Raw genomic sequence first — 20,780 nt, 5'->3', positions numbered from 1 at the left:
ATGGACAAGCTACTCGCTTCATTTCAGAACGCCACGCAAGCCGGGTTGCGGGACATCGCAACTGCGCTCGAGCAATTTTCGTCTGGCGTCGCCGACGAGCTGGCGCGCGCAAAGCCGCGAGCGATCGCAGCCGCCGAGGATGACGAATCCCTGCCGCTCGACATCGCGTTGTTCGACAGCGCTCCGACCGTTGCCGTGCCAAAGCACGCCAAGTTCGCGCCGCTTCTCGAAGTAGGCCATCGCTTTTTGATGACGGCCGAAGGCGTCTTTGTCGAGGTGCGGCGTCCATGGCTGCACGTAATCCAGCGCTTGTCTGCTCATGCCGGAACAAGCCCGCGGCCACCGTATGGCGACATCGAGCCGAAGATCGAACTGGCTTTCGGCCGACTCGGCGTCGCGCTCCCCTTCGTCCAGGCATTCGCCGAGGAAGCGCGCAGTGCGCTGCCGAACGAGCACGCAGCGTGGATCGTATGGGACCACGACAAACAAGAGCTTGCGTACAAGGCGCTTCACGTGTCGGAAGCGACACCGGGCGCGATCACGTTCGATCGGCCAGTGCTTGCGCCGAATGAGTCGCTTGCGATCGACATTCACAGTCACGGCGCTGGAATGGCGTACTTCAGCCTGCAGGACGACACGGACGACGCCGGCGAAGTGAAGATCTCCGCGGTGCTCGGCGGCCTCGATGCCGATGGCACGCCAAGCGTCGCGTTCCGCCTTTGCGTGCTCGGCATGTTCATTCCGTTGAAAGTGCCTGCGGCCGCAGTCTTCAAGGTTCCGGAGCCGGCATGACGCACATAACGCCCGCGCATTTCCTCGACCGGCGCGTGAACATCGCGCTGATCGGGTGCGGCGGCAATGGCTCGCAGATGCTCACTGGTTTGGCGCGGCTCAATCACGCGCTTACGGCGCTCGGGCATCCCGGCTTGCACGTGACGGCTTTCGACGGCGACACGGTCAGCGAGGCGAACATCGGCCGCCAGATGTTCAGCCCGGCCGATGTTGGCCAGTACAAGAGCGTCGTACTTGTGCACCGGTTGAATGCCTTCTTCGGACTCGACTGGCATGCGCGTCCAATTCCGGCCAGCTTGCAAGAGGTGATTCACGTGGGCCCGGGCATCGCAATTATGTGTGTCGACAGCGCAGCTGCTCGGGCAAAGCTTGAGCCGGCCCTTTCTCGCGCGGCCGGGTATGTGATGGATCTGGGAAATCGGGCGAGCGATGGCCAGGTGATATTCGGGCATAACAAGTCGACCGTCGAGGATGGCAGTACGCCGCTGCGTTGGCCTTATGCGGTGCTGCCCGAATTGATCGATACGACGATCCCGGAAGATGACACGCCGAGTTGCGGGCTGGCCGAAGCGCTCGAGCGGCAAGAACTCTTCATCAATCAGGCGATCGTGACGCCGGCGCTCGGGATCCTGTGGGAGTTTTTCCGGCACGGCCGTCTCAGCTGGTGCGGCGCATTCGTCAACCTGAAGACTGGGCACGTCCGGCCGTTGCCTGTGGATAACTGAGATGCCACTCGATCTGATCGGCGGCCACCACGCCGGACCGTTGTTCGTGCCTGTAAAGCGCCGCGCTCCGCTGATTGTTTCCGGCAAGACGGCCGGGCGCCGCCGGCGCATGCGTGAGCGGCGTGCGATGCCGCCGTGGGTGCGCTTGGCTGATATTCGCCCGTTCTATCGCGAAGCAAAGCGCCTTACGCGCGAAACGGGGGTGTTGCATGTCGTCGATCACATCGTGCCGCTTGACGGAAAGATCGTTTGCGGTTTGCATGCGCCGCACAATTTTCAGGTTATCCCATGGCGCGAGAACGCAATCAAAGGCTGGTTCTTCTGGCCCGGCATGCCGTTCGAACAAATGGAGCTTTTGTAAATGACCGCCGATCCACTAGGCCGCGCCGCTCACCGCGCGATAGATGCGTATTGCTCATCCGCAAAACCGAGCGCACAGCTTGAGCACGCCGTGTTTGAAACGGTCATGAGCCTGGTTGCAGCCCGATCCGGTCTAGTGGTGACGCTGCGCGTTGGCGACGGACAGATAACTCGAACAGGAGTAACGAAATGACCACCCCCTCACCGATCTCGGACCAAGCGGCAGGCGAGCTTCCGGGATGGCGCAAGCCGCCTGAAAACGAGCATCCGTACGCTAAGAAAATGCGTGAAGCGCACGAAAAGAAGTATGGGAATCTCGCCGGCGTCGTAGATGCCTTCAATATCTATCGAAACGTCATCGAACGGTTCCGGCGTCCGTATAACGGCGAAATGTCGGATTGCGTAACCAATGCCGATCTCGATGCGGCCGAACAGGAGATGCTCTCCAACGTCCGTGAGGAAATCCGTTGGATCTCCACCGCTCCGACCACTGGAAGCGCGCCAGTAGCCAATACCGACGAATGGCACGCTGGTTACACGGCTGGTTATATCGCAGCGGAGAAAGACGCCGCCCCTGCCAGTCCCGCCGCGAACGTGCTGACGGATGATCAGCGATGTGCGGCGAGATATAGGCTGATTCGCGCGGGTTTCGGTGATTTTGGTCCTGAGGCGGATTTGCACAATGCGTTCGTAGATGGCGGCGAAAAGTTAGACGTTGCGCTTGATGCCCTCCTTGCATCGTCTATGGGCGGAGATCCAAAATGACCCTCGATGAATTTCACGTCGCAAAGCGGTTCAGCAAGGACGGTGGCGACTGGGTTATCAAGTGCGGCCACCGCAAGAACATCATCGGCGTCGAGGACGGCGAAGACGACGGCACCCCGCGAGGCGAGCAATACAGATGCCGTTGTGGTGGTTGGAATGAAGTAGATCGTCACGCTAGCTTTGCGAGGGAACTATGAAGTTTGAGACTTCGTTCGACTCGACAGCGTCTTGGATGACAGTTTTCGGCGAGCTTCTTGAACCTATCCGATGTGCTTTCTTGCCATACCGGTAGCGATCGTTTCTGCGTGGGCAACTGCCTGGTCTTCGTTTTGATGAACTACAGCGATCTCGAATCGGGTTTCTTTAGGCGGCACTACTGAATGGTCAGTGTGAGTGATGCTAGCCCGCCAACGTCCGCGGATCAGCGGCACAGCGCTGCACACGTACTTATGAGATCCAATGCGAAATTCTGTCTGCATTCCACCCTCGCTCGTGGGGTAATCCTAGCATGACGCAGCACATAGATGCTATTGCGCATCAACGAAGCGGGAACGTGCAAGCTCCTCTTACAAGTTGGGAAGGGAGAATGAAACCGATATGACTATCACCGCATACCCGCTGCATTGGCCGACCGGCCGCAAGCGGACCGAGCATTACCGCCGGGCACGCGCGAAGTTCGAAACCTCGTTCGCCTTGGCACGTGATGAACTGATTGCCGAGGTGCGCCGGCTCGGTGGCCGTAACCTGGTCATCTCGACGAATATCCCGCTGCGCCAGGACGGCTTGCCCTACGCGACTTACAAGAAGATCGAGGACGAAGGCGTTGCCGTGTATTTCAGCTATGACGGCCAGTCGATGAGCTTCGCGTGCGATCGATGGGATTGGGTCGAGCACAACATGCAGGCCATCGTGAAGACAATCGACGCGCTGCGCGGGATTGCTCGGTGGGGAACCGGCGACATGATGAAGGCGGCGTTCACAGGATTCACGGCGTTGCCGTCACCCGAGGCCAAACGCACGTGGCGCGAGGCGCTTGGACTCCATGCCGGTGAGCGGAACATGGAGATTGTTCGGGCTGCATACAGGCGGCTCGCTAGTTCTGCCCATCCCGACAAGGGCGGATCGCACGATGCCATGACGGAGCTAAATGCCGCTCTGGCCGAGGCCGAGAAAGAACTGAAGTGACCACAGCAGAGGGAGCGGAGATGAAAGAGGGCCCGATTTTATTCAGCGGCGCCATGGTGCGCGCGTTGCTCGACGGCAGCAAGACGCAAACGCGGCGCGTTATCAAAACAGCCGGCATTGTCGACGCTCGGGCGTTAGGCCCAAAGGCCGCTTGCTGCCCATACAGCGAAGGACAGAACCTGTGGGTGCGGGAGACCTGGTATTGCGACGACTACCGGGTTCAGCGTGGTCCTTATCTGAAACCTGACGATCTGGACGTCGAGGAGGCCCGCGAACACGGCACCTTGGTGTACGCCGCAGACGGCCTGCGCCCGTACGAGGCAAAGCAGCCGGTGTGGCGTCCGTCGATTCATATGCCGCGCTGGGTGTCGCGCATCCTCCTGGAAGTTACCGGCGTGCGCGTCGAGCGGCTGCAGGACATCAGCGAGGACGATGCATGGGCCGAAGGCTGTCCGGAGGATGCCACTTGGCCGCTCGATTGGTATCGCTCGTTGTGGGACCGCCTCAACGCCGCACGCGGCTATGGCTGGGACACTGACCCGTCGGTATGGGTCATCGAATTTAAACGGCTAGGCTGAGTAACTCCCGCTACTAGCGGGGCAACGGGGAATTCAATGGCACCTGATGAAGATAGCTGGGACGAACCAGAGCGCGCATACGAAGACGCGCATAAACCCTGTCCGCATGGCGTCACGCCGGCGCGCGACTGCGATTGGTGCCGAGAGCAAAAAGATTGAAGCAGCATATAGACGCGGACGCGCTATTGCGCATCACAGCAACTCACCTTGGAAGGAAGCATGGCGCGATTGATACCGGTATCTGAGTGGGCCGTCGAGGTCTTCGGCGAAAAGTATAGGCCGCACGCCAACACCCTGCTTCGCTGGATCCATGACGGCCGCATCCGTCCGCATCCAAAGAAGGTCGGACGCACATACTTTGTCGAGCCGAGCGCCGAATATATCGACGCGACCGCCGACTTGCTTGAGAGGATGCTTTGAACGCACGTAGACGACAGGCCGCGCGCCGTAGTTGGCCGACGAACCTCTACCAGAACACCAAGGGGTATTTCTGGTTTCGCAACCCAGAAAACGGAAAGACGGTAGGCCTAGGCTACGAGTTGGAGAAGGCGAAGCGTCAAGTAAAGCTGGCGAATCTAGAAATGGCGCGTCGGCGTGAAGATCGTGACCTGGTCGCCGCGACTAGCGAGAGCAAAAAAACACTGCGGTCATTCTGTAGCGACTATGAGAAAGACTACGCGTCGGAAGGCAAGAAAAACACACTGAACGCCATGAAGTCTTCGCTGAACGCTATACGCGCTGATGAGAGATCTGAGAAGGCACTTGATCAATTCACGCCAAAGGACGCGGCCGACATGATAAAGGCTGCCGTGAAGGAACGTGGACCGTGGAGCGCGAAGGTCATGCGGCGGCGCCTGGAGGATGTGTTCCGCGATGCTATTCAGCATGGCCTGATCAAAGTTGGACAGAATCCAGTTGCCTCAGTACTCAAGCCTAAGACTCGAGTGAAACGCGCACGGATGACCGAGGCAGACTTTGCTTTGTTCCTAAAGCATGCTGAAACACCGCTGCAAAACGCCATGATGCTTGCGCTTATCACCGGCCAGCGAATCAGTGATGTTCAGAAGATGCGCTTCGATGACGCTCGCGACGGCTTCCTGTGGGTCGAGCAGAAGAAAGGCGGCAAACGCCTAAAGATTCCGTTAAGCGTGATGCTGAACGGCACCACGCTCGGGACGATCGTCGCGCGCTGCCGCGATCGCGCCGCCAGCCAGTATCTCGTCCATTTTTCGATCGAAGGTTTCCAGACAAAGCGTGGCGCGCAAGTTTCCCAAAAATCAATCGGGAATGCGCTGCGACGCGCGCGAGCCGCTTCGGAATACGTGCCTCCGGAAGGATTGGAGCCAACATCGTTCCACGAGATTCGATCTCTCTCCGCGCGCCTGCACAAAGAGCAAAACGGCGCCGACTTCGCACAAGCGATCCTTGGACACAGCACTGCCGCGATGACCGAACTCTACACCGACGTGCGAGGCCAACAGTGGATCGAGGTGAAAACCGGCACACATTGATTTGGAATAATTTTGGATCAACTTTGAACGCGCTCGCGGAGGCCCGTCAAATAAGGCGCTCATGACTTGGCTCATACCGAAGCGATACGGGCCCAGTTCCGTGATGGCGGCAGTGTTCGCCGGATACGCCCGCCGCAGCAGCGCTTGTACGCGTGCCCCGAACTCGGCGGAACGCACGGGATGAGTGACGAAGTCGTCGGCGCCCGCGGTCAGCGCACGCACCACGTTGCTCTCGCCGCCATCCGCCGAGACGAACATGACCGGCACACGCTCGCCGATGCCCGAGCGCATCGACTTCAGGAGGTCGAGCCCGGACAAGCCGCTGGAATGCCAGTCGAGGATCAGCATGTCGACCGTGGAACGGGACAGCGCTTTCGACATCGACAAACCGTCGCTGAACGGAATGCAGACATGGTTGAGCCGTTCGATGATTCCGCCGACGACGAAGCGGTGCTGTGGATCGGATTGAAGAATTGCGATGCGCATGATAGCGAGACCCGTGAACCTGCAAACGGTGACTTCGGGACGTACTGAAATAACGTTATTGAAGACACCAAAGAGGGCCTCATGAGGCTCCACGAGACCGCTTTAGACGCGCGAATTCTGCAGAGCGGTACCGGGTTGATCCATCGGAAAACTCTTAATCTCGGTCGCCGGATCGTCACAAATGCTTTCAATATGTCTCGCGAAGTCACTGTTTGTGCCGACACGTAACGGCGTCAGACACTTTCGAACAAGTGTTGCCCGGAAGCCATTTCAGGTGTTTTAAGCGGGCGCACAAGGGCGCGCACGGCTCCCGAAAAGTCGTGCATGCATATTTCACGAATCACGGAAACGTCGGACGCTCCGGGTCGATAAGCTGGTCTCCATGAACTCGAACCATATCTCCTCGCGCACCGGGCTGAGCACACGCCAGGCGCTGATCGTCACCACGGCCAGCATGGGTTTCGTGGTCTCTCAACTCGATGTCACCATCGTCAATGTGGCGCTTGCGAGCATCGGAGGCGACCTGCACGCGGGCGTGGCGGGCCTGCAGTGGACCGTCGACGCCTACGCGCTCGCCTTCGCCGCGCTGATGCTCTCGGCAGGCGTGCTCGGCGACCGTTTCGGCGCACGACGCTTGTTCGTCGCGGGCCTGATGCTGTTCGGGGTGGCTTCCGCCGCTTGCGGCTTTGCAACGGACGCGACCCAACTGGTCGCTGCACGCGCATTGCAGGGCATAGGCGCGGCCGCGATGCTGCCCAACTCCCTGGTGCTGCTCAACCAGGCTTGCGGTCACGACGGCGGCCTGCGGGCGCGTGCCGTGGGCTTGTGGACGGCAGCGGGCGCAGTGGCGATTGCCGCCGGGCCGATCGTGGGCGGCCTGTTGATCGCCGCGTTCGGCTGGCGCAGCATTTTCTGGGTCAACGTGCCGTTATGCGCGGCAGGCATCGCGGCGACCTACGTATGGATCGCCGATAAAAAGCCCGAGCAGCAAGCGCGCGGTATCGATTTGCCCGGGCAAGTGCTCGCGACCGTTGCGCTGACCGCCTTCGTCGGCGCGATGATCGAGCTCCGGCCGTTGGGGCTGACGCACCCGCTGGTGATCGGCGGCATTGCCGTGGCGCTTCTCGCGGCCGTGGGACTTGTGCTGGTCGAGCGGCGCGCGTCAGCGCCCATGCTGCCGCCTGCGCTGTTTCGGGACCCGACGTTTAATTCGGCCACAATGTTTGGCATCTGCGTGAACCTCACGTATTACGGCATGGTGTTCGTGCTGAGCCTGTACCTGCAGCGCGTGCTTGGCCATACGCCTTTGGAAGCCGGGCTCGCGTTCCTGCCGCTCACCGGGGGGTTCCTGTTGTCGAACCTTGCGAGTGGCGTGGTTGTCGCGCGCTTCGGCTCGCGCTTGCCGATGATCGTTGGCGCATTGATCGATGCAACTGGTTTTGCCGCGCTCCTTTTCGTCAATGCGTCTACGCCCGTGGTTGCATTGCTGTTGCCCTTCTTGCTGATACCGACGGGCATGGGGCTCGCCGTCCCCGCGATGACAACCGCCGTATTGGGCACGGTTGCGCCCGATCGGGCGGGCACGGCGTCGGCGGTGCTGAACACGGCGCGGCAAGCGGCTGGCGCAATAGGCGTAGCCGCATTCGGCGCGCTGGCGAGTCATTCCGTTATGGCGGAAAGCGCGCAGATCGTGATGGGGGTAAGGGTGTCGGCGGGGGTATCGGTGGCGTTGCTTTTATTCGCTGCAGTCCTCGCGCGGCGGGTGGTCGAGAGCAAACGGGCCAAGGGCAATAAGGACGATAAGGCGCCTGAGACGGTATCGGTTAAATGCGGCACGGGAACTCGCCACTGAGCATGATGCCGGCACGCTATGGGCGAATGAACCACGCCGGGAACGCTCGTTGCGTCTGGTGTGGCATATGCTTCTTTATGCACTTGTCGTGCAACGCGCGGTCCGCAGGCCGCTAATGAGGAACTGGACATGTCCACGCCGCCGCCGGACCCGACCTACTTGCCGATCGAACCCGATCCCGACGAACTGCTCGACCCCGATTCACCACCGCCCCCGGACGATCCCGACTCACCCGATGGTCCGGATTCCGCGACGCCAGTGGTTCCTGCAGATCCGAACAATGGTACGCCGCGTCTTTGATTTTGCAGCCTCGGAACAGCCAAAAAAATGCCCGCCTGCGTTCAGGCAGGCGGGTATTTTTTCTGGCCGATGCTATACAAGTTAAAGGGTCGTCGTCAGGATTTCGCCCGATGCGAGCGCTCGCTCGATAAGCCCTTCCTGCTGTGCCTTGCGCACGGCTTCGGCGACAAACGTTTCCGGCGCTTCGACCTCGGCTTTGATCGCGCCAATGATCCCCGACGCCTCGACAATGACCAATGACTTCGCCGAATCCGCCCGGCTGATGATGACGCGCTGCGGACTGCCGCCGTCTGCGATGCTTGCACAGAACTGCACCGACTTGCCGTCGATGGTTTGCTCGAAAGTTTGAATCATCGCTAGGGTTCGCCTGTAGTAAATGGGTATCGGGCCAAGCACGCATAAAACGTTCCGCACCCTGTTCGTCCCTGTTATCTATTGAGCATCCAGCGCGACGCAGGTTCAAAAAATGGCGATGAACCAAGGCGCGCCGCGATCCTGGTTGTCCGTCGAACACAATCATCTGAAGATTAGGCAAAGCTGTTTCGATCGCTACTCAGGCAGACCTTTTTGCCGTGCTCCTCCGACATCAGGAAAAAGATACCTCTGCTCTACCCTAAATCTGCTGGCCCGCTTGCCGTTAAGGTCTAGGACAGCTTCATTCAAACGAAGCATAAAAAATCAAGCGGAGAGAGCATGTTCGTCGTTATTGGCTGGGTCGTCGTCATCGGGTCGGTGATCGGCAGTTTTGTAGGCGTAGGCGGCCATCTGGTCGCACTGTTCCAGCCCTTCGAGTTGTTGTGCATCTTCGGCGGGGCAATGGGTGCGTTCGTCGTATCGAATCCGGTTACGACGCTCAAGAAGACCCTCAAGGTCCTCCCCAGCGCGTTCAAGGCGGGAGGCTACTCGAAGGAAAAGTACGTGCAGCTCATCGCGCTGCTGTACGAGCTGCTTCAGAAGGCGCGCAAGGAAGGCATGATGGCGCTCGAAGCCGACGTGGAAGCGCCGCAAAACAGTCCGACGTTCAAGAAGTACGAACACGTGCTGAACGATCACAATCTGCTGGAATTCATTGTCGACTACCTGCGCATGATGTCGAGCGGCAACATCAACGCGCTCGAGATGCAGGACCTGATGGACGAAGAACTCGAGACGCATCACGCGGAAACATCGCTGGCAGCCGATGCAATCCAGAAGATGGCCGACGGCCTGCCCGCGTTCGGCATTGTCGCGGCCGTGATGGGTGTCGTGCATACCATGGGCTCAGTGGGCGCCGCGCCCGCGATACTCGGCGAAATGATCGCGGGCGCGCTGGTCGGCACGTTCCTCGGCATCCTGCTCTCGTATGGTTTCTTTGGGCCGCTGGCCGATCTGCTGGCGGCAAAAGGACAGGCCGAAGCCAAGCCGTTCCAGTGCGTGAAGTCCGTGCTGCTCGCGTCGATGAACGGCTATGCACCGGCGATTGCCGTCGAGTTCGGGCGCAAGGTGCTGTTCACCGCGGATCGTCCGACCTTCAAGGAACTCGACGACGCCGTGCGCGCCACCAAGCAACCGAAGTCGGCGTGACGAGCCTGTCCTGCCCGGCGCACATTAGCCGCACCACGCAGATCACCAAGAGGTTCGCTCATGGCTGACATCCCCTCCCGCGAGCCCATGCAATCGGTGCTGGCGCCGACCGTCGTAGTGCGACGCAAGAGGAAGTCCAGGCATGCTGGCCATCATGGCGGTGCATGGAAGATCGCCTACGCGGATTTCGTGACGGCCATGATGGCGTTCTTCCTGCTCATGTGGCTGCTCGGCTCGACCTCGAAGTACGACAAGCAGGGTATTGAAGACTATTTCAACACGCCGCTTTCAGCGGTCTTCGGCGGCAAGGACGGCAGCGGCGCCGCTCGCACGAGCGTGATCGAAGGCGGTGGACGCGATCTCTCCAGTTCGCGTCCGGGAGAGGCGACCAAGAGCCAGCCTCAGCCGTTGCCGACGACGGCCCAACGTGCGGCCGCGGCCGCGAGCGCGACTGCGGCTGCCGCAGCCAAGGACGACGCGCAGCGCTTGCAGCAACTCAAGCAGAAGCTCAGCGCGTTGATCGAACACACGCCAGCACTGGCCGCGTACAAGGATCAGATTCGTATTGACATCACAAGCGAAGGATTGCGCATAGAGATCGTCGATTCACTCAAGCGGCCTATGTTCCCCTCAGGCAGCGCGAAGCTGGAATCGTACGTGGTGACCATCCTCTCGCAGATCGGCGCCTCCCTAAACGACGTGGACAACCGCGTGTCGATCGCCGGACACACGGACGCCGTGCCGTACTCGGGCGGTGAAGCAGGTTATTCGAACTGGGAGTTATCGAGCGAACGGGCGAACGCCGCACGCCGCGCGCTGATCGCCGGCGGCATGAACGAAGGCAAGATCCTGCAAGTACGCGGACTAGCCAATGTATTGCCGCTCAACAAGGCAGTCGCCGACGAACCCACTAACCGGCGTATCAGCATCCTGGTTTTGAACAAGGCCGCCGAGCAAACGTTCTTTGCGGACGGCGGCCGCACCGCCGTGGATGAGTCGCGGCCGGCCAGCTCGATGATCCCGGCAGCAGTCGGGGCACAGCCCGCAAGCGCTGTGATTCAGGCTGTAGTGGAGGAGCAACTGGCCAAGCCGCGTGCTGTGTCGGCAAGCGCCGGGCCAGCCTTAAAAAGCTAGCACGCTGCAGTGAGCGGCGGCGATCCGCCAGCCGCTCTCCGTCTCCACCCACATGCGCGTGTAGCGAAGGTTGGCCGAGAGCGGCACGCCGCCGAATTGGCCGCTTAGCGCCGCATGCGTGAGCGTCACGGCGCTCTTGTCGTACACGCGCACTGTCTGTTCCTTGATCTCCAGCCGCTCGATCCGCTGTATCCCGTAGCGATGCGCATTCAGGTCATCGGCCTTGCTCCACACCTTGCCTGTTGCGTCGACGAACGTGAGGTCGTCGGCGAGCAGCGTATCCAGCACATCCACGTCCGATGCGAGCATGGCGTCCCGCAAGCGCCCTTCCAGTTCCGCAATCACGCTCTCGGTCATCGCTTCGCCCCTGGCTTGAAGATGAGCCGCCAGCATAGCGCAACGACTGGCGAAAGCGCGCTTACGCGCTCTCTTTCGATACCGGACCAAGCCGCTCGACGAGCAGCTTTGCATGGGTCGATTCGTTGGCTGATTTGTCGGCTGACTGCTCGCCAAATAACCGGTCCAGAGGCTTGCCGGAAGTATTTTTTTCTCTGGCCGTAGCTTAAAAACAACTGTCATATACCTTACATATTCATTCGATAAAGTCCGCCCGTCGCGAGCTACGGACCGTCAGAGTCCGATGCCGTGCATCACTTGTTTGCATCAGTTACTTGAACCGATTAGTTGCGTCACTTACTCACGTCACTTACTCACACCCACGCTTAGGGAGAACGTTTTGAACCGTAAAACACTGCTCGCCACTGCTGCAATGGCGGCATTCGCTGCATCGGCTACTTCCGCTCAGGCTCAAAGCAGCGTCACGCTGTACGGCCTTGTTGACGCCGGTATCAGCTATGTGAACCACAGCATGGTCGGCAACGGCAGCTCGAAGAACTTCAAGTATGACGACGGCGTAGCGCAAGGCAGCCGTTGGGGCCTGCGCGGCGCTGAAGACCTGGGCGGCGGCCTGAAGGCGATCTTCACGTTGGAGAATGGCTTCAACAGCGGCAACGGCACGCTCGGCCAGGGCGGCGCGGAATTCGGCCGGCAAGCGTTCGTGGGGATTTCGAAGTCGGATGTCGGCTCGGTGACCCTCGGCCGGCAATACTCGTTCTCGACCGATTACCTCGGCGGTTCGTATTCCATCGGCGGCCAGACGGTTGCAGGCAACTACGCGTACCACATCAACGACGTCGACCAGCTCACGTCGAGCCGCATCAACAACGCGATCAAGTTCAGCAGCGCCAACTTCCACGGCGTGACATTTGGCGGCTTGTACGGCTTCTCGAACCAGGCTGGCGCATTCTCGGGTTCGCCCACCACGACAACCGCCGGCGTCACGACGCAAGGTTCATCGCGCGCTTATAGCTTCGGGGCGAACTACGCGACCGGCCCGTTCAGTATCGGCGCAGCTTACACGGACATCCACTACCCGGGTTCGTCGACGCCGACGTTCAGCACCAGCATTGCGAACGTCTCGACGGGTGGTTCGAAGGATCTGCGCACGTTCGGTATTGGCGCCAGCTACAAGTTTGCTGCTGCAACGGTGTTCGGCCTCTGGACCAACACGCGCTTTGAGTCCATCACGGGCGCGACGTCGAAGTTCAACGTCTATGAAATCGGCGGCAAGTATGCATTCACGCCGGCCCTTACCGGCGGCCTCGGCTACACGTACATGAAGCTCACAGATGCGGCGACAGGCAAGTGGCAACAGGTCGATGCAAGCGTGGACTATGCGCTGAGCAAGCGTACCGATGTGTACGCGCTGGCTATCTATCAAGACGCGTCGGGTTCGAATGCGGGCACACCTGTGCAGGCTCAAATAGGTTCAAGCACGAGCTACTTCGGCAACTCGGGCAAGGGTACGACTAATCAGGTCGCTGCACGCGTGGGTATTCGCCACAAGTTCTAAAGCAGGCGTTTGATGATGAAACGGGCCACTGGGGTTACTTTTCCCCCAGTGGCCCGTTTTTCGTTTGACGCTCGTTCAGACGCTTCTCTCGAAGCGCCGTTGCCTCAAAGCACCTTGTTCTTATCGAGCGACTTGCCCGTTGCGGCGTTATAGCGCTCGACATACTCCACCATCAGCTTGCGCATCGCGCGGCCGATTGCCTTGTAGTCACTCTCGTTGAGGTTGGCGAGCGACACGCGGCCCGATGGGTGTTGCGTGCCGAAGCCACGTCCCGGCAAGAGCACCACGCGTGCTTCCTTCGCGAGCCGGAACAGCAGTTCGGAGGGCTCGGTGTTCTCGAAGAGCCACGTGACGAACTCCGGCCCATAGGCACGATTGCCAAGGAATTCGAGGTCGATGATGGTGTAGTAATCGACCTGGTTCACATCGCTGTCGTCAAACGAAATCCCTATCTCCCTGTACAACGCCTCTTTGCGGCCGCGAATCAGGCGCTTGAGCGCGTTCTTGTAAGCCTCAGGCGTATCCATCAGCGCGAAGAGCGAGAACAGCACCATCTGCACCTGCTGCGGCGTGGAGAGCCCTGCGGTGTGGTTCAGCGCGACGGTACGGCTGTCGGCCACCAGGCGGTCGATGAACTTCAGGTTCTCCGGTTCAGTGGTGATCGACTCATAACGCTCATGCAATTCCTTGCGCTGCTCCTTTGGCAGCTTGCGGATCAGTTCGTCGATCACGTTCTCGCGATGCATGGCGATCGTGCCGAGCCGCCAGCCAGTCGCGCCGAAGTACTTCGAATACGAATACACGAGGATGGTGTTCTTCGGACAGAGCGCGAACAGCGAGACGAAATCGTCGGCGAAGGTGCCGTATACGTCGTCGGTCAGCAGAATCAGGTCCGGCCGCTCTTTCACGATCTCCGCGATGTACTCCAGGCTCTCGGTATCCATCTTGACGGAAGGCGGATTGCTCGGATTCACGAGGAAGAACGCCTTCACCTTCGGATCGCGCAGCTTGTCGAGTTCCTTCTTCGAGTATTGCCAGCCGAGTTCCACATCGGCGTCCAGGTTGACTACGTTCAACTGGTAATCGTTAAGCGTCGGGATTTCTATGTACGGCGTGAAGATGGGCGAGCCTAGCGCGATGGTGTCGCCTGGTTTGATCAGGTGATTCTCGCGCATCGTGTTGAAGATGTAGGTCATGGCGGCGGTGCCGCCTTCGGTCGCGAAGATATCGAAGTCGCCAACGAACGGGTGTTTGCCGATCATTTCTTTCTTCAGGTACTGCGCAACAATCACCTCCGACAACTTCAGCATCCGGTCCGGCACCGGATAGTTCGACGCGAGAATCCCCTCGCACATTTCGTACAGGAACTCGCCGCCGTCAAGACCAAGCTGGTCGCGCACATATGACAGCACGCCGCGCAGGAAGTCGATGCCGGCAACGCCTTTGTTGTCGCGTGCAAAAATTTCAAAGCGCTCTTCCAGTCCTTCGTGTTTCGGAAAGCCGCCCAACCCTTCAGGCATGTGGGCGAACGAGCGCTCCGACTCGCGCATGGCGAAAAGGCCGAGTTGCCAGAAGCCGTGGCGCGGAATGGTGGCGAGGAAGTTCGGATTGCCCCGGCCTGCGTTAAGCATGGCCGCGTTGGCGGGGCGCTCGACCGCGCCGCCGCCGGCGGCCTTGATCAATTCATCCTTGAGTTCGAACGGGCTGAGCGCCGCGATCTTGGATTGTTCCTGCGAGCCCGCCTTTGTAGATTTTGCCATCCAACACCTCCAGAAATGATCGACTGCTTGAAAGAACGACGTTCTCGGGTAAACGTCAGTCCCTTTGGGAGAAAAGCGGCAATGAATTTTCAGGTTTTGCGTCTTTGATTGCAGCCCGATTGCAGCTCATTAACCGGGCACTACACCACTCCTTTTCAACTGAACTTCGCAACAATTCCGCAAATCAATACACAGATTGTTTATGCATTATGATCACGATAATTTTGGGCAATGAAATAATCAAGATACCGTCCGCAGGCTTGCGAGTTAATAGTCTAGGGGAGAAAACTTCAAACGCAATCGCTTTATGTTTTCTCGTGGGGCTTGCGCGCGATGGCCTTTGCTGGCAAAGGCCATCGCGCGCAAGCAATCAAACAGCGTTTAAAGCGCTGATACCCAAGCGTGCCTGATATTCGACCGTATTACCGATTGCAATGATGGACAGACTCGCGCATGAAGGAGATTACGTGTTGAACAGAAACATAACAGACTAATTAGCCGATTTGATCGGGTTGCTTAAAACCTTCCGAAAACCCTGGTATATCCCGGATATCAGAACGCAAGTATTCGGGCACGCGCCGTGCGCCCAATGCCAATGCCGGATCGACAGCAATTTCGCAAGCCACTTAAACTGTCTGCAATCCGCCAGGCCAGGTGTCGCGCGACTGCTTCACCGTATTCAGACACGTCCTCGCTACCGTGCAGGCAAACCGAACCACACAACAGCGTCAAGCGCATGCCAACTCGAAACAAGAAGCCCGAACACACACCACCCCATCCATCCCGGACCGGCTTCGTGCGGGTGCGGGGCGCGCGCGAGCACAACCTTCGCAACATCGATGTCGACATTCCGCGCGACGCGCTCGTCGTCTTTACCGGCGTCTCGGGCTCGGGCAAGTCGTCGCTGGCGTTCGGCACGCTCTATGCCGAAGCGCAGCGCCGTTATTTCGAATCCGTGGCGCCCTATGCGCGTCGCCTCATCGATCAGGTCGGTGTTCCCGAAGTGGATTCCATCGAGGGCTTGCCGCCCGCTGTCGCTCTGCAGCAGCAACGCGGTACGCCCAACGCACGCTCGTCGGTGGGCAGCGTGACCACACTGTCCAGCCTCGTGCGCATGCTGTACTCGCGCACCGGTACCTACCCGGCGAAGCAACCTATGTTGTTCGCCGAGGATTTCTCGCCGAACACGGTGCAAGGGGCGTGTCCCACGTGTCACGGTCTGGGGCGTGTCTACGAAGTGACCGAGCAATCGATGGTCCCCGACGACTCGCTGACTATCCGCGAGCGCGCAGTCGCTGCGTGGCCGCCGGCGTGGCATGGTCAGAACCTGCGCGACATCCTGGTCACGCTGGGGTTTGATGTCGATACGCCGTGGCGCGACTTGCCGAAGAAAGACCGTGACTGGATCCTGTTCACGGACGAGACGCCGACCGTTCCCGTGTATGCCGGCATGACGCCGCAAGAGACGCGCGCGGCGCTCAAGCGCCACGCGGAACCGAGCTACCAGGGCACGTTTACAGGCGCGCGACGATATGTGCTGCACACCTTTGCCAATACGCAAAGCGCATTGATGAAAAAGCGCGTGTCGCGTTTCATGGTGAGCAGCGCGTGTCCGTCGTGCCATGGCAAGCGATTGAAGCCCGAGGCGCTGTCCGTGACATTCGCGGGACTTGATATAGGCGAGTTATCGCAGATGCCGCTCGCCCGTGTCGCCGATGTATTGCTCCCTGTTGCTCGCGGTGAGGCGCCAGCGGGCACGACAATATCGGCATCGGCCGGTGAAATATTGAGCAAAGACGAGATGCGCGCAGCCGTCGCACAACGGGTCGCATCCGGCGGATCGGAACACAAGGCCTCTCCCGATATCAGACGGACTACGAATCAATCCAGGGAGAAGCAGGTTGCGGCGCAACGGATTGCGAGCGAGTTGCTCGAACGCCTGACCACGCTGATCGATCTCGGCTTGGGGTATCTGGCGCTGGACCGGGGCACGCCGACTTTATCGTCGGGCGAGTTGCAGCGGCTGCGGCTTGCGACGCAGCTCGCATCGCAGTTGTTCGGCGTGATCTATGTCCTCGATGAACCCTCCGCCGGTCTTCACCCCGCCGACGGCGAAGCGTTGTTCAGCGCGTTACTGCGCCTGAAGGCCGCAGGCAATTCACTGTTCGTGGTCGAGCATGATCTGGAGATGATGCGCCGGGCGGACTGGCTGGTGGATGTGGGTCCGGCCGCGGGCGCGGCAGGCGGCCAGATCGTATATAGCGGGCCACCGGCGGGATTGGCGGACATCGAGGAATCACAAACGCGGCTGCATCTGTTTGGCGATTACCGGCCAACCCCGCGTTCGAAACGCACGCCGACCGCCTGGTTGCGGCTTGAGAAGGTGACGCGTAACAACTTGCACGACCTGGAGATCGCTTTTCCGCTCGGCTGCTTCACGACCGTCACGGGTATCTCGGGCTCGGGCAAATCAAGCCTTGTCAGTCAGGCGCTGCCGGAATTGGTCGCGGACCGGCTTGGCCGGCCGATCACAGCAGAAACGGATGAAGAGCGCGATCCGTTGCTGGATGTCGAGGACATTCCGACCGGTGGCGAAATAACGGCCGGCATGGAGCGAATCCGGCGACTGGTACGAGTCGACCAGAAGCCGATCGGGCGCACGCCGCGTTCGAACCTCGCGACCTACACCGGCCTCTTCGATCACGTGCGCAAATTGTTCGCGGAGACGCCTACAGCACGCCAACGCCGCTATGACGCGGGCCGGTTCTCGTTCAACGTTGCGAAGGGCCGCTGCCCGACGTGCGAGGGAGAGGGCTTCGTGAGTGTCGAATTGCTGTTCATGCCGAGCGTATATGCACCGTGTTCAACGTGCGGAGGAACGCGCTACAACCCGGAAACGCTGGAGATCGAATGGAAGGAAAAGAACATTGCGGACGTGCTGCAGATGACCGTGGACACTGCATGTGCGTTCTTTGTCGAAGAACCGCAGATCATGCGCGCGCTCACCGTGCTAAAGGACATTGGACTGGGTTATCTGCGCCTGGGCCAACCGGCCACTGAACTGTCCGGCGGCGAGGCGCAGCGGATCAAGCTGGCGACCGAACTTCAGCGAGCGCAGCGGGGCGAGACCCTTTACATCCTGGATGAACCCACGACCGGACTGCATTCCACGGACAGCGACCGCTTGTTGATTCAATTGCAGGGTCTGGTCGATGCGGGCAACACAGTGATCGTGGTAGAGCACGACATGCGCGTGGCGGCCCAAAGCGACTGGGTCATCGACATGGGACCGGGCGCAGGAGAGGAAGGCGGAAAGATGGTGGTCAGCGGCACGCCGGAAGACGTAGTGAAGCGGGGGAAAACCAGCAGCTATACGTCGAGGTATCTAAAGGCCTGCCTGCCCTGAGGTTTCGGCTGAGCAACTGAGCGAGGGCCTGGAAACAAAACAGCCGGTGACTCCCTATTGAGCCACCGGCTGCTGGACACCAAAACCGGAACGCTTAGTCCACTTAGTCCATCGTCTCGAGCGTCGGATAGTCCGTGTACCCTTCAGTGCCGCGAGCATAGAACGTCTCGGGGATGGGCGCATTCAACGCGGCGTCGCTTTCGAAGCGTTTCACGAGATCCGGGTTGGCGATGAACAACTGCCCCCACGCGACGGCGTCGGCGTCACCCCGGTCGAGCGCTGCCTGAGCGCTTTCCTTGGTGAACTTCTCGTTAGCGATATACACGCCGCCAAAGGCTCGCTTCAACTGCGGTCCGATCGAGTCTTCGCCCACGCGTTCACGTGCTGCGATGAAAGCGATCTTGCGCTTGCCCAACTCACGTGCCACGTAACCGAAGGTAGCGGCGCGATCGCTGTCGCCCATGGTGTGCGAATCGGCGCGCGGTGCGAGGTGCATGCCAACCCGGTCAGCGCCCCACACTTCAATACACGCGTCGACCACTTCGAGCATCAGGCGTGCGCGATTTTCAATCGGGCCACCGTAGATGTCCGTGCGTTTGTTCGTGCTGTCCTGCAGGAACTGGTCGAGCAGATAACCGTTCGCGCCGTGCACCTCAACGCCGTCGAAACCGGCAAGCTTCGCGTTCTCGGCACCCTTGCGGAACGCCGCGACCACCCCTTGGATCTCGTCGAGTTCGAGCGCGCGCGGCGTCACATATTCGCGCTGCGGACGCACCAGGCTCACATGGCCTTGCGCCGCAATCGCGCTAGGCGCCACGGGCAAGTCACCGTTGAGGAAGATCGGGTCCGAGATCCGGCCGACGTGCCACAGTTGCAGCAGGATCGTGCCGCCTGCGTCATGGACCGCCTTCGTCACGAGCTTCCAGCCTTCGACCTGCTCGTCGGACCAGATCCCCGGCGTTTCAGCGTAACCCACGCCTTGGGGCGTAACCGACGTCGCTTCGCTCAGGATCATGCCGGCTGCAGCACGATCGGCGTAGTACTGCGCCATCAACGCGTTGGGCACACGTTCAACACCCGCGCGCTGACGCGTGAGCGGCGCCATGATGATGCGGTTACGAAGATTAAAGGCACCGGCTTTGAGCGGGTCGAAAAGATTTGGCATTTTGAAAGTATTCCTAAATAGGGTGGAATGATATCCGGCAACCAGAACACGGGGACCAAGTTGAATGCGTCAAAGGCCGTTGCGAAGCTGATCGAGAAACGCCTGAATGACCGCTTCGTCGCGCTTGAAAAATATCCACTGCCCAACCCGCCTGGAGGTCACCAGGCCCGCTTTGTGAAGCGTGGCCAGGTGAGCCGACACCGTGGATTGGGACATATCGCAACGTGCGTCGATCTGCCCGGCGCACACGCCATTCGCGAGCGGAAACTCCTGCTCGGGGAAGTAGGCTTCGGGCTCCTTGAGCCACACGAGAATCTCGCGGCGGACCGGGTTAGCCAGGGCCTTGTGAATGGCGTCGATATCCATGGAAAAACGGCTTAAGTAGAATCGCGATGAAACGAAGTATATTTCGTAAAAATCCGATATACAAGCAATCCAGTATAGCCTGTAGGGGTAATCCCGAATCTCGCCGCTTGAGCGTTCCCCGTTAGGTCGTTTTGCGCGTATAGCGTAGCCAGACCGTGTCGTGAGCGACCTGCTCCACTGATGTAAGGGCCAGATATGCGGGACTTTTCCATGCGTCCATCGCAACCTCGAATGAGGACGGATGTTCGCTGCGGCCATCCACGAGTGGCAGGATCAGCACACTTACTTCATCGACCAGACCGGCATTCACAAACGCACCGCTCACGTGCGAGCCACCTTCCACGATCAGCTTCTTCACACCCAGTTCGCGTTCAAGCGTACTGACTACATCTGCCAGGTCGATGTCGGTCTTGCCACCGAAAACGTATGACACGCCAATCGACTGAAGATAGGCGAGGAAGTCGTCGGAGACCTGTTCCGTCACCACTTCAATCACGTGCGACTTCAACGCGGTATTCGACTTCCATTCAACGAGTCCCTTCGGGTCGATGGAAATGGCGTACTGGTCCGCGCCCCGTTCGGCGAAGTGATTCCTGCGAGCAACCGGCTGCTTCGCGAGGCCCTTCGGATAACCCTCTCCGTGGGCGATTTCCTGCATCGTAACGCGGCCGCAAATCCAGCCGTCGGCTTCAAAGGTGCCGGCCGTGTTCTCGTAGAGATCGGACGCAAAGTCGAGATGCCAGCCGTCGGTGAGACTGCGGCCATCGACGGAAGACATCATGTGGCAAACAATATAGGGCTTCATGGGCGTTGGTTTGGACGTTGGGGGAACCGAGCAATGCAGCAAGTAGCGTTCCGCGCCACCACCGAAAAAAGCAGGATGGAACCTTCCTGAAAGCCAGAACACGCTGGCGCCGGGA

The 20,780-nt window shown here is 59.8% G+C and carries 21 protein-coding genes and 1 pseudogene; 15 read left to right on the top strand and 7 right to left on the bottom strand.

Annotated features, from left to right (window positions below):
- The 9 genes from HB376_RS02960 (at nt 1) to HB376_RS02920 (ending at nt 5,916) form a co-directional block, all read left to right on the top strand.
- On the top strand, nt 1-792 hold the full coding sequence (locus HB376_RS02960; protein WP_213761943.1) for a PRTRC system protein A: 792 nt from the start codon (nt 1-3) through the stop codon (nt 790-792).
- Nucleotides 789-1,517, top strand: coding sequence for a PRTRC system ThiF family protein (locus tag HB376_RS02955; protein WP_213761942.1), 729 nt, complete (start codon nt 789-791; stop codon nt 1,515-1,517). The genes HB376_RS02960 and HB376_RS02955 overlap by 4 nt, the downstream gene beginning before the upstream one ends.
- Before the next feature lies 1 nt (nt 1,518).
- Nucleotides 1,519-1,878, top strand: a complete 360-nt coding sequence (locus tag HB376_RS02950) for a hypothetical protein (RefSeq protein WP_213761941.1) — start codon at nt 1,519-1,521, stop codon at nt 1,876-1,878.
- A gap of 188 nt (nt 1,879-2,066) precedes the next feature.
- Nucleotides 2,067-2,642 carry a hypothetical protein gene (locus HB376_RS02945; protein ID WP_213761940.1) on the top strand — a complete coding sequence of 192 codons (576 nt, stop codon included), beginning with the start codon at nt 2,067-2,069 and terminating at the stop codon, nt 2,640-2,642.
- A complete protein-coding gene (locus HB376_RS02940; RefSeq protein ID WP_213761939.1) occupies nt 2,639-2,839 on the top strand; it encodes a hypothetical protein in 201 nt (66 codons plus the stop codon). Before HB376_RS02945 ends, HB376_RS02940 begins: the two co-directional genes overlap by 4 nt.
- Before the next feature lie 400 nt (nt 2,840-3,239).
- Nucleotides 3,240-3,827 (top strand): hypothetical protein, encoded by a 588-nt coding sequence (locus HB376_RS02935; protein ID WP_213761938.1) that lies wholly within the window; start codon nt 3,240-3,242, stop codon nt 3,825-3,827.
- A gap of 20 nt (nt 3,828-3,847) precedes the next feature.
- Complete coding sequence (locus tag HB376_RS02930) at nt 3,848-4,405, top strand: hypothetical protein (RefSeq protein WP_213761937.1); 558 nt, start codon at nt 3,848-3,850, stop codon at nt 4,403-4,405.
- A 219-nt stretch (nt 4,406-4,624) separates the two neighbouring features.
- Nucleotides 4,625-4,825: an excisionase gene (locus HB376_RS02925; RefSeq protein WP_213761936.1), complete on the top strand. Its 201-nt coding sequence runs from the start codon at nt 4,625-4,627 to the stop codon at nt 4,823-4,825.
- Nucleotides 4,822-5,916 carry a tyrosine-type recombinase/integrase gene (locus HB376_RS02920; protein ID WP_213761935.1) on the top strand — a complete coding sequence of 365 codons (1,095 nt, stop codon included), beginning with the start codon at nt 4,822-4,824 and terminating at the stop codon, nt 5,914-5,916. Before HB376_RS02925 ends, HB376_RS02920 begins: the two co-directional genes overlap by 4 nt.
- A 207-nt stretch (nt 5,917-6,123) precedes the next feature.
- Here HB376_RS02920 and HB376_RS02915 read toward each other — a convergent pair.
- A pseudogene (locus HB376_RS02915) lies at nt 6,124-6,402 on the bottom strand (response regulator); the annotation flags it as partial.
- Between the two features lie 382 nt (nt 6,403-6,784).
- Between HB376_RS02915 and HB376_RS02910 the strand changes: the two are divergent.
- The gene (locus HB376_RS02910) at nt 6,785-8,254 is read left to right on the top strand and encodes an MFS transporter (protein ID WP_213761934.1); all 1,470 of its coding nucleotides are present in this window, start codon (nt 6,785-6,787) and stop codon (nt 8,252-8,254) included.
- A 129-nt stretch (nt 8,255-8,383) separates the two neighbouring features.
- Nucleotides 8,384-8,554, top strand: a complete 171-nt coding sequence (locus HB376_RS02905) for a hypothetical protein (RefSeq protein ID WP_213762302.1) — start codon at nt 8,384-8,386, stop codon at nt 8,552-8,554.
- Between the two features lie 81 nt (nt 8,555-8,635).
- Here HB376_RS02905 and HB376_RS02900 read toward each other — a convergent pair whose 3' ends face one another.
- Nucleotides 8,636-8,908 (bottom strand): hypothetical protein, encoded by a 273-nt coding sequence (locus HB376_RS02900; RefSeq protein ID WP_158936157.1) that lies wholly within the window; start codon nt 8,906-8,908, stop codon nt 8,636-8,638.
- Between the two features lie 339 nt (nt 8,909-9,247).
- Between HB376_RS02900 and motA the strand changes: the two genes are divergently transcribed.
- Both motA and motB read left to right on the top strand, forming a co-directional pair.
- Nucleotides 9,248-10,117: a flagellar motor stator protein MotA gene (motA, locus tag HB376_RS02895; protein ID WP_213761933.1), complete on the top strand. Its 870-nt coding sequence runs from the start codon at nt 9,248-9,250 to the stop codon at nt 10,115-10,117.
- A gap of 60 nt (nt 10,118-10,177) precedes the next feature.
- Nucleotides 10,178-11,251: a flagellar motor protein MotB gene (motB, locus tag HB376_RS02890; RefSeq protein ID WP_213761932.1), complete on the top strand. Its 1,074-nt coding sequence runs from the start codon at nt 10,178-10,180 to the stop codon at nt 11,249-11,251.
- Here the strand turns inward: motB and HB376_RS02885 are convergent.
- Nucleotides 11,240-11,608, bottom strand: coding sequence for a nuclear transport factor 2 family protein (locus tag HB376_RS02885; protein ID WP_213761931.1), 369 nt, complete (start codon nt 11,606-11,608; stop codon nt 11,240-11,242). The two genes, motB and HB376_RS02885, sit on opposite strands and share 12 nt — an antisense overlap.
- Before the next feature lie 379 nt (nt 11,609-11,987).
- Here HB376_RS02885 and HB376_RS02880 point away from each other — a divergent pair, with 379 nt between their 5' ends.
- Complete coding sequence (locus HB376_RS02880) at nt 11,988-13,163, top strand: porin (RefSeq protein ID WP_213761930.1); 1,176 nt, start codon at nt 11,988-11,990, stop codon at nt 13,161-13,163.
- Between the two features lie 104 nt (nt 13,164-13,267).
- On the opposite strand, the gene HB376_RS02875 is transcribed toward HB376_RS02880, so the two are convergent.
- On the bottom strand, nt 13,268-14,923 hold the full coding sequence (locus HB376_RS02875; protein WP_213761929.1) for a bifunctional aspartate transaminase/aspartate 4-decarboxylase: 1,656 nt from the start codon (nt 14,921-14,923) through the stop codon (nt 13,268-13,270).
- A 736-nt stretch (nt 14,924-15,659) separates the two neighbouring features.
- Between HB376_RS02875 and HB376_RS02870 the strand changes: the two genes are divergently transcribed.
- A complete protein-coding gene (locus HB376_RS02870) occupies nt 15,660-18,329 on the top strand; it encodes an excinuclease ABC subunit UvrA (RefSeq protein ID WP_213761928.1) in 2,670 nt (889 codons plus the stop codon).
- A gap of 103 nt (nt 18,330-18,432) precedes the next feature.
- Here HB376_RS02870 and HB376_RS02865 read toward each other — a convergent pair whose 3' ends face one another.
- The 3 genes from HB376_RS02865 to HB376_RS02855 form a co-directional block, all read right to left on the bottom strand.
- On the bottom strand, nt 18,433-19,494 hold the full coding sequence (locus HB376_RS02865) for an alkene reductase (protein ID WP_213761927.1): 1,062 nt from the start codon (nt 19,492-19,494) through the stop codon (nt 18,433-18,435).
- Between the two features lie 69 nt (nt 19,495-19,563).
- Complete coding sequence (locus HB376_RS02860; RefSeq protein WP_213761926.1) at nt 19,564-19,860, bottom strand: metalloregulator ArsR/SmtB family transcription factor; 297 nt, start codon at nt 19,858-19,860, stop codon at nt 19,564-19,566.
- A gap of 121 nt (nt 19,861-19,981) precedes the next feature.
- Complete coding sequence (locus HB376_RS02855; protein WP_213761925.1) at nt 19,982-20,665, bottom strand: dihydrofolate reductase family protein; 684 nt, start codon at nt 20,663-20,665, stop codon at nt 19,982-19,984.
- Nucleotides 20,666-20,780: the final 115 nt, after the last annotated feature.

The sequence above is a fragment of the Caballeronia sp. dw_19 genome (genome assembly GCF_018449515.1).
GTDB lineage: Bacteria > Pseudomonadota > Gammaproteobacteria > Burkholderiales > Burkholderiaceae > Caballeronia.
This window is presented reverse-complemented; position numbering and strand designations above follow the sequence as displayed.

Coding starts and splice junctions, on each gene's coding strand:
- HB376_RS02960 (WP_213761943.1), top strand. CDS start 1: ATGGACAAGCTACTCGCTTCATTTCAGAACGCCACGCAAGCCGGGTTG.
- HB376_RS02955 (WP_213761942.1), top strand. CDS start 789: ATGACGCACATAACGCCCGCGCATTTCCTCGACCGGCGCGTGAACATC.
- HB376_RS02950 (WP_213761941.1), top strand. CDS start 1,519: ATGCCACTCGATCTGATCGGCGGCCACCACGCCGGACCGTTGTTCGTG.
- HB376_RS02945 (WP_213761940.1), top strand. CDS start 2,067: ATGACCACCCCCTCACCGATCTCGGACCAAGCGGCAGGCGAGCTTCCG.
- HB376_RS02940 (WP_213761939.1), top strand. CDS start 2,639: ATGACCCTCGATGAATTTCACGTCGCAAAGCGGTTCAGCAAGGACGGT.
- HB376_RS02935 (WP_213761938.1), top strand. CDS start 3,240: ATGACTATCACCGCATACCCGCTGCATTGGCCGACCGGCCGCAAGCGG.
- HB376_RS02930 (WP_213761937.1), top strand. CDS start 3,848: ATGAAAGAGGGCCCGATTTTATTCAGCGGCGCCATGGTGCGCGCGTTG.
- HB376_RS02925 (WP_213761936.1), top strand. CDS start 4,625: ATGGCGCGATTGATACCGGTATCTGAGTGGGCCGTCGAGGTCTTCGGC.
- HB376_RS02910 (WP_213761934.1), top strand. CDS start 6,785: ATGAACTCGAACCATATCTCCTCGCGCACCGGGCTGAGCACACGCCAG.
- HB376_RS02905 (WP_213762302.1), top strand. CDS start 8,384: ATGTCCACGCCGCCGCCGGACCCGACCTACTTGCCGATCGAACCCGAT.
- HB376_RS02900 (WP_158936157.1), bottom strand. CDS start 8,908: ATGATTCAAACTTTCGAGCAAACCATCGACGGCAAGTCGGTGCAGTTC.
- motA (WP_213761933.1), top strand. CDS start 9,248: ATGTTCGTCGTTATTGGCTGGGTCGTCGTCATCGGGTCGGTGATCGGC.
- motB (WP_213761932.1), top strand. CDS start 10,178: ATGGCTGACATCCCCTCCCGCGAGCCCATGCAATCGGTGCTGGCGCCG.
- HB376_RS02885 (WP_213761931.1), bottom strand. CDS start 11,608: ATGACCGAGAGCGTGATTGCGGAACTGGAAGGGCGCTTGCGGGACGCC.
- HB376_RS02875 (WP_213761929.1), bottom strand. CDS start 14,923: ATGGCAAAATCTACAAAGGCGGGCTCGCAGGAACAATCCAAGATCGCG.
- HB376_RS02870 (WP_213761928.1), top strand. CDS start 15,660: ATGCCAACTCGAAACAAGAAGCCCGAACACACACCACCCCATCCATCC.
- HB376_RS02865 (WP_213761927.1), bottom strand. CDS start 19,494: ATGCCAAATCTTTTCGACCCGCTCAAAGCCGGTGCCTTTAATCTTCGT.
- HB376_RS02860 (WP_213761926.1), bottom strand. CDS start 19,860: ATGGATATCGACGCCATTCACAAGGCCCTGGCTAACCCGGTCCGCCGC.
- HB376_RS02855 (WP_213761925.1), bottom strand. CDS start 20,665: ATGAAGCCCTATATTGTTTGCCACATGATGTCTTCCGTCGATGGCCGC.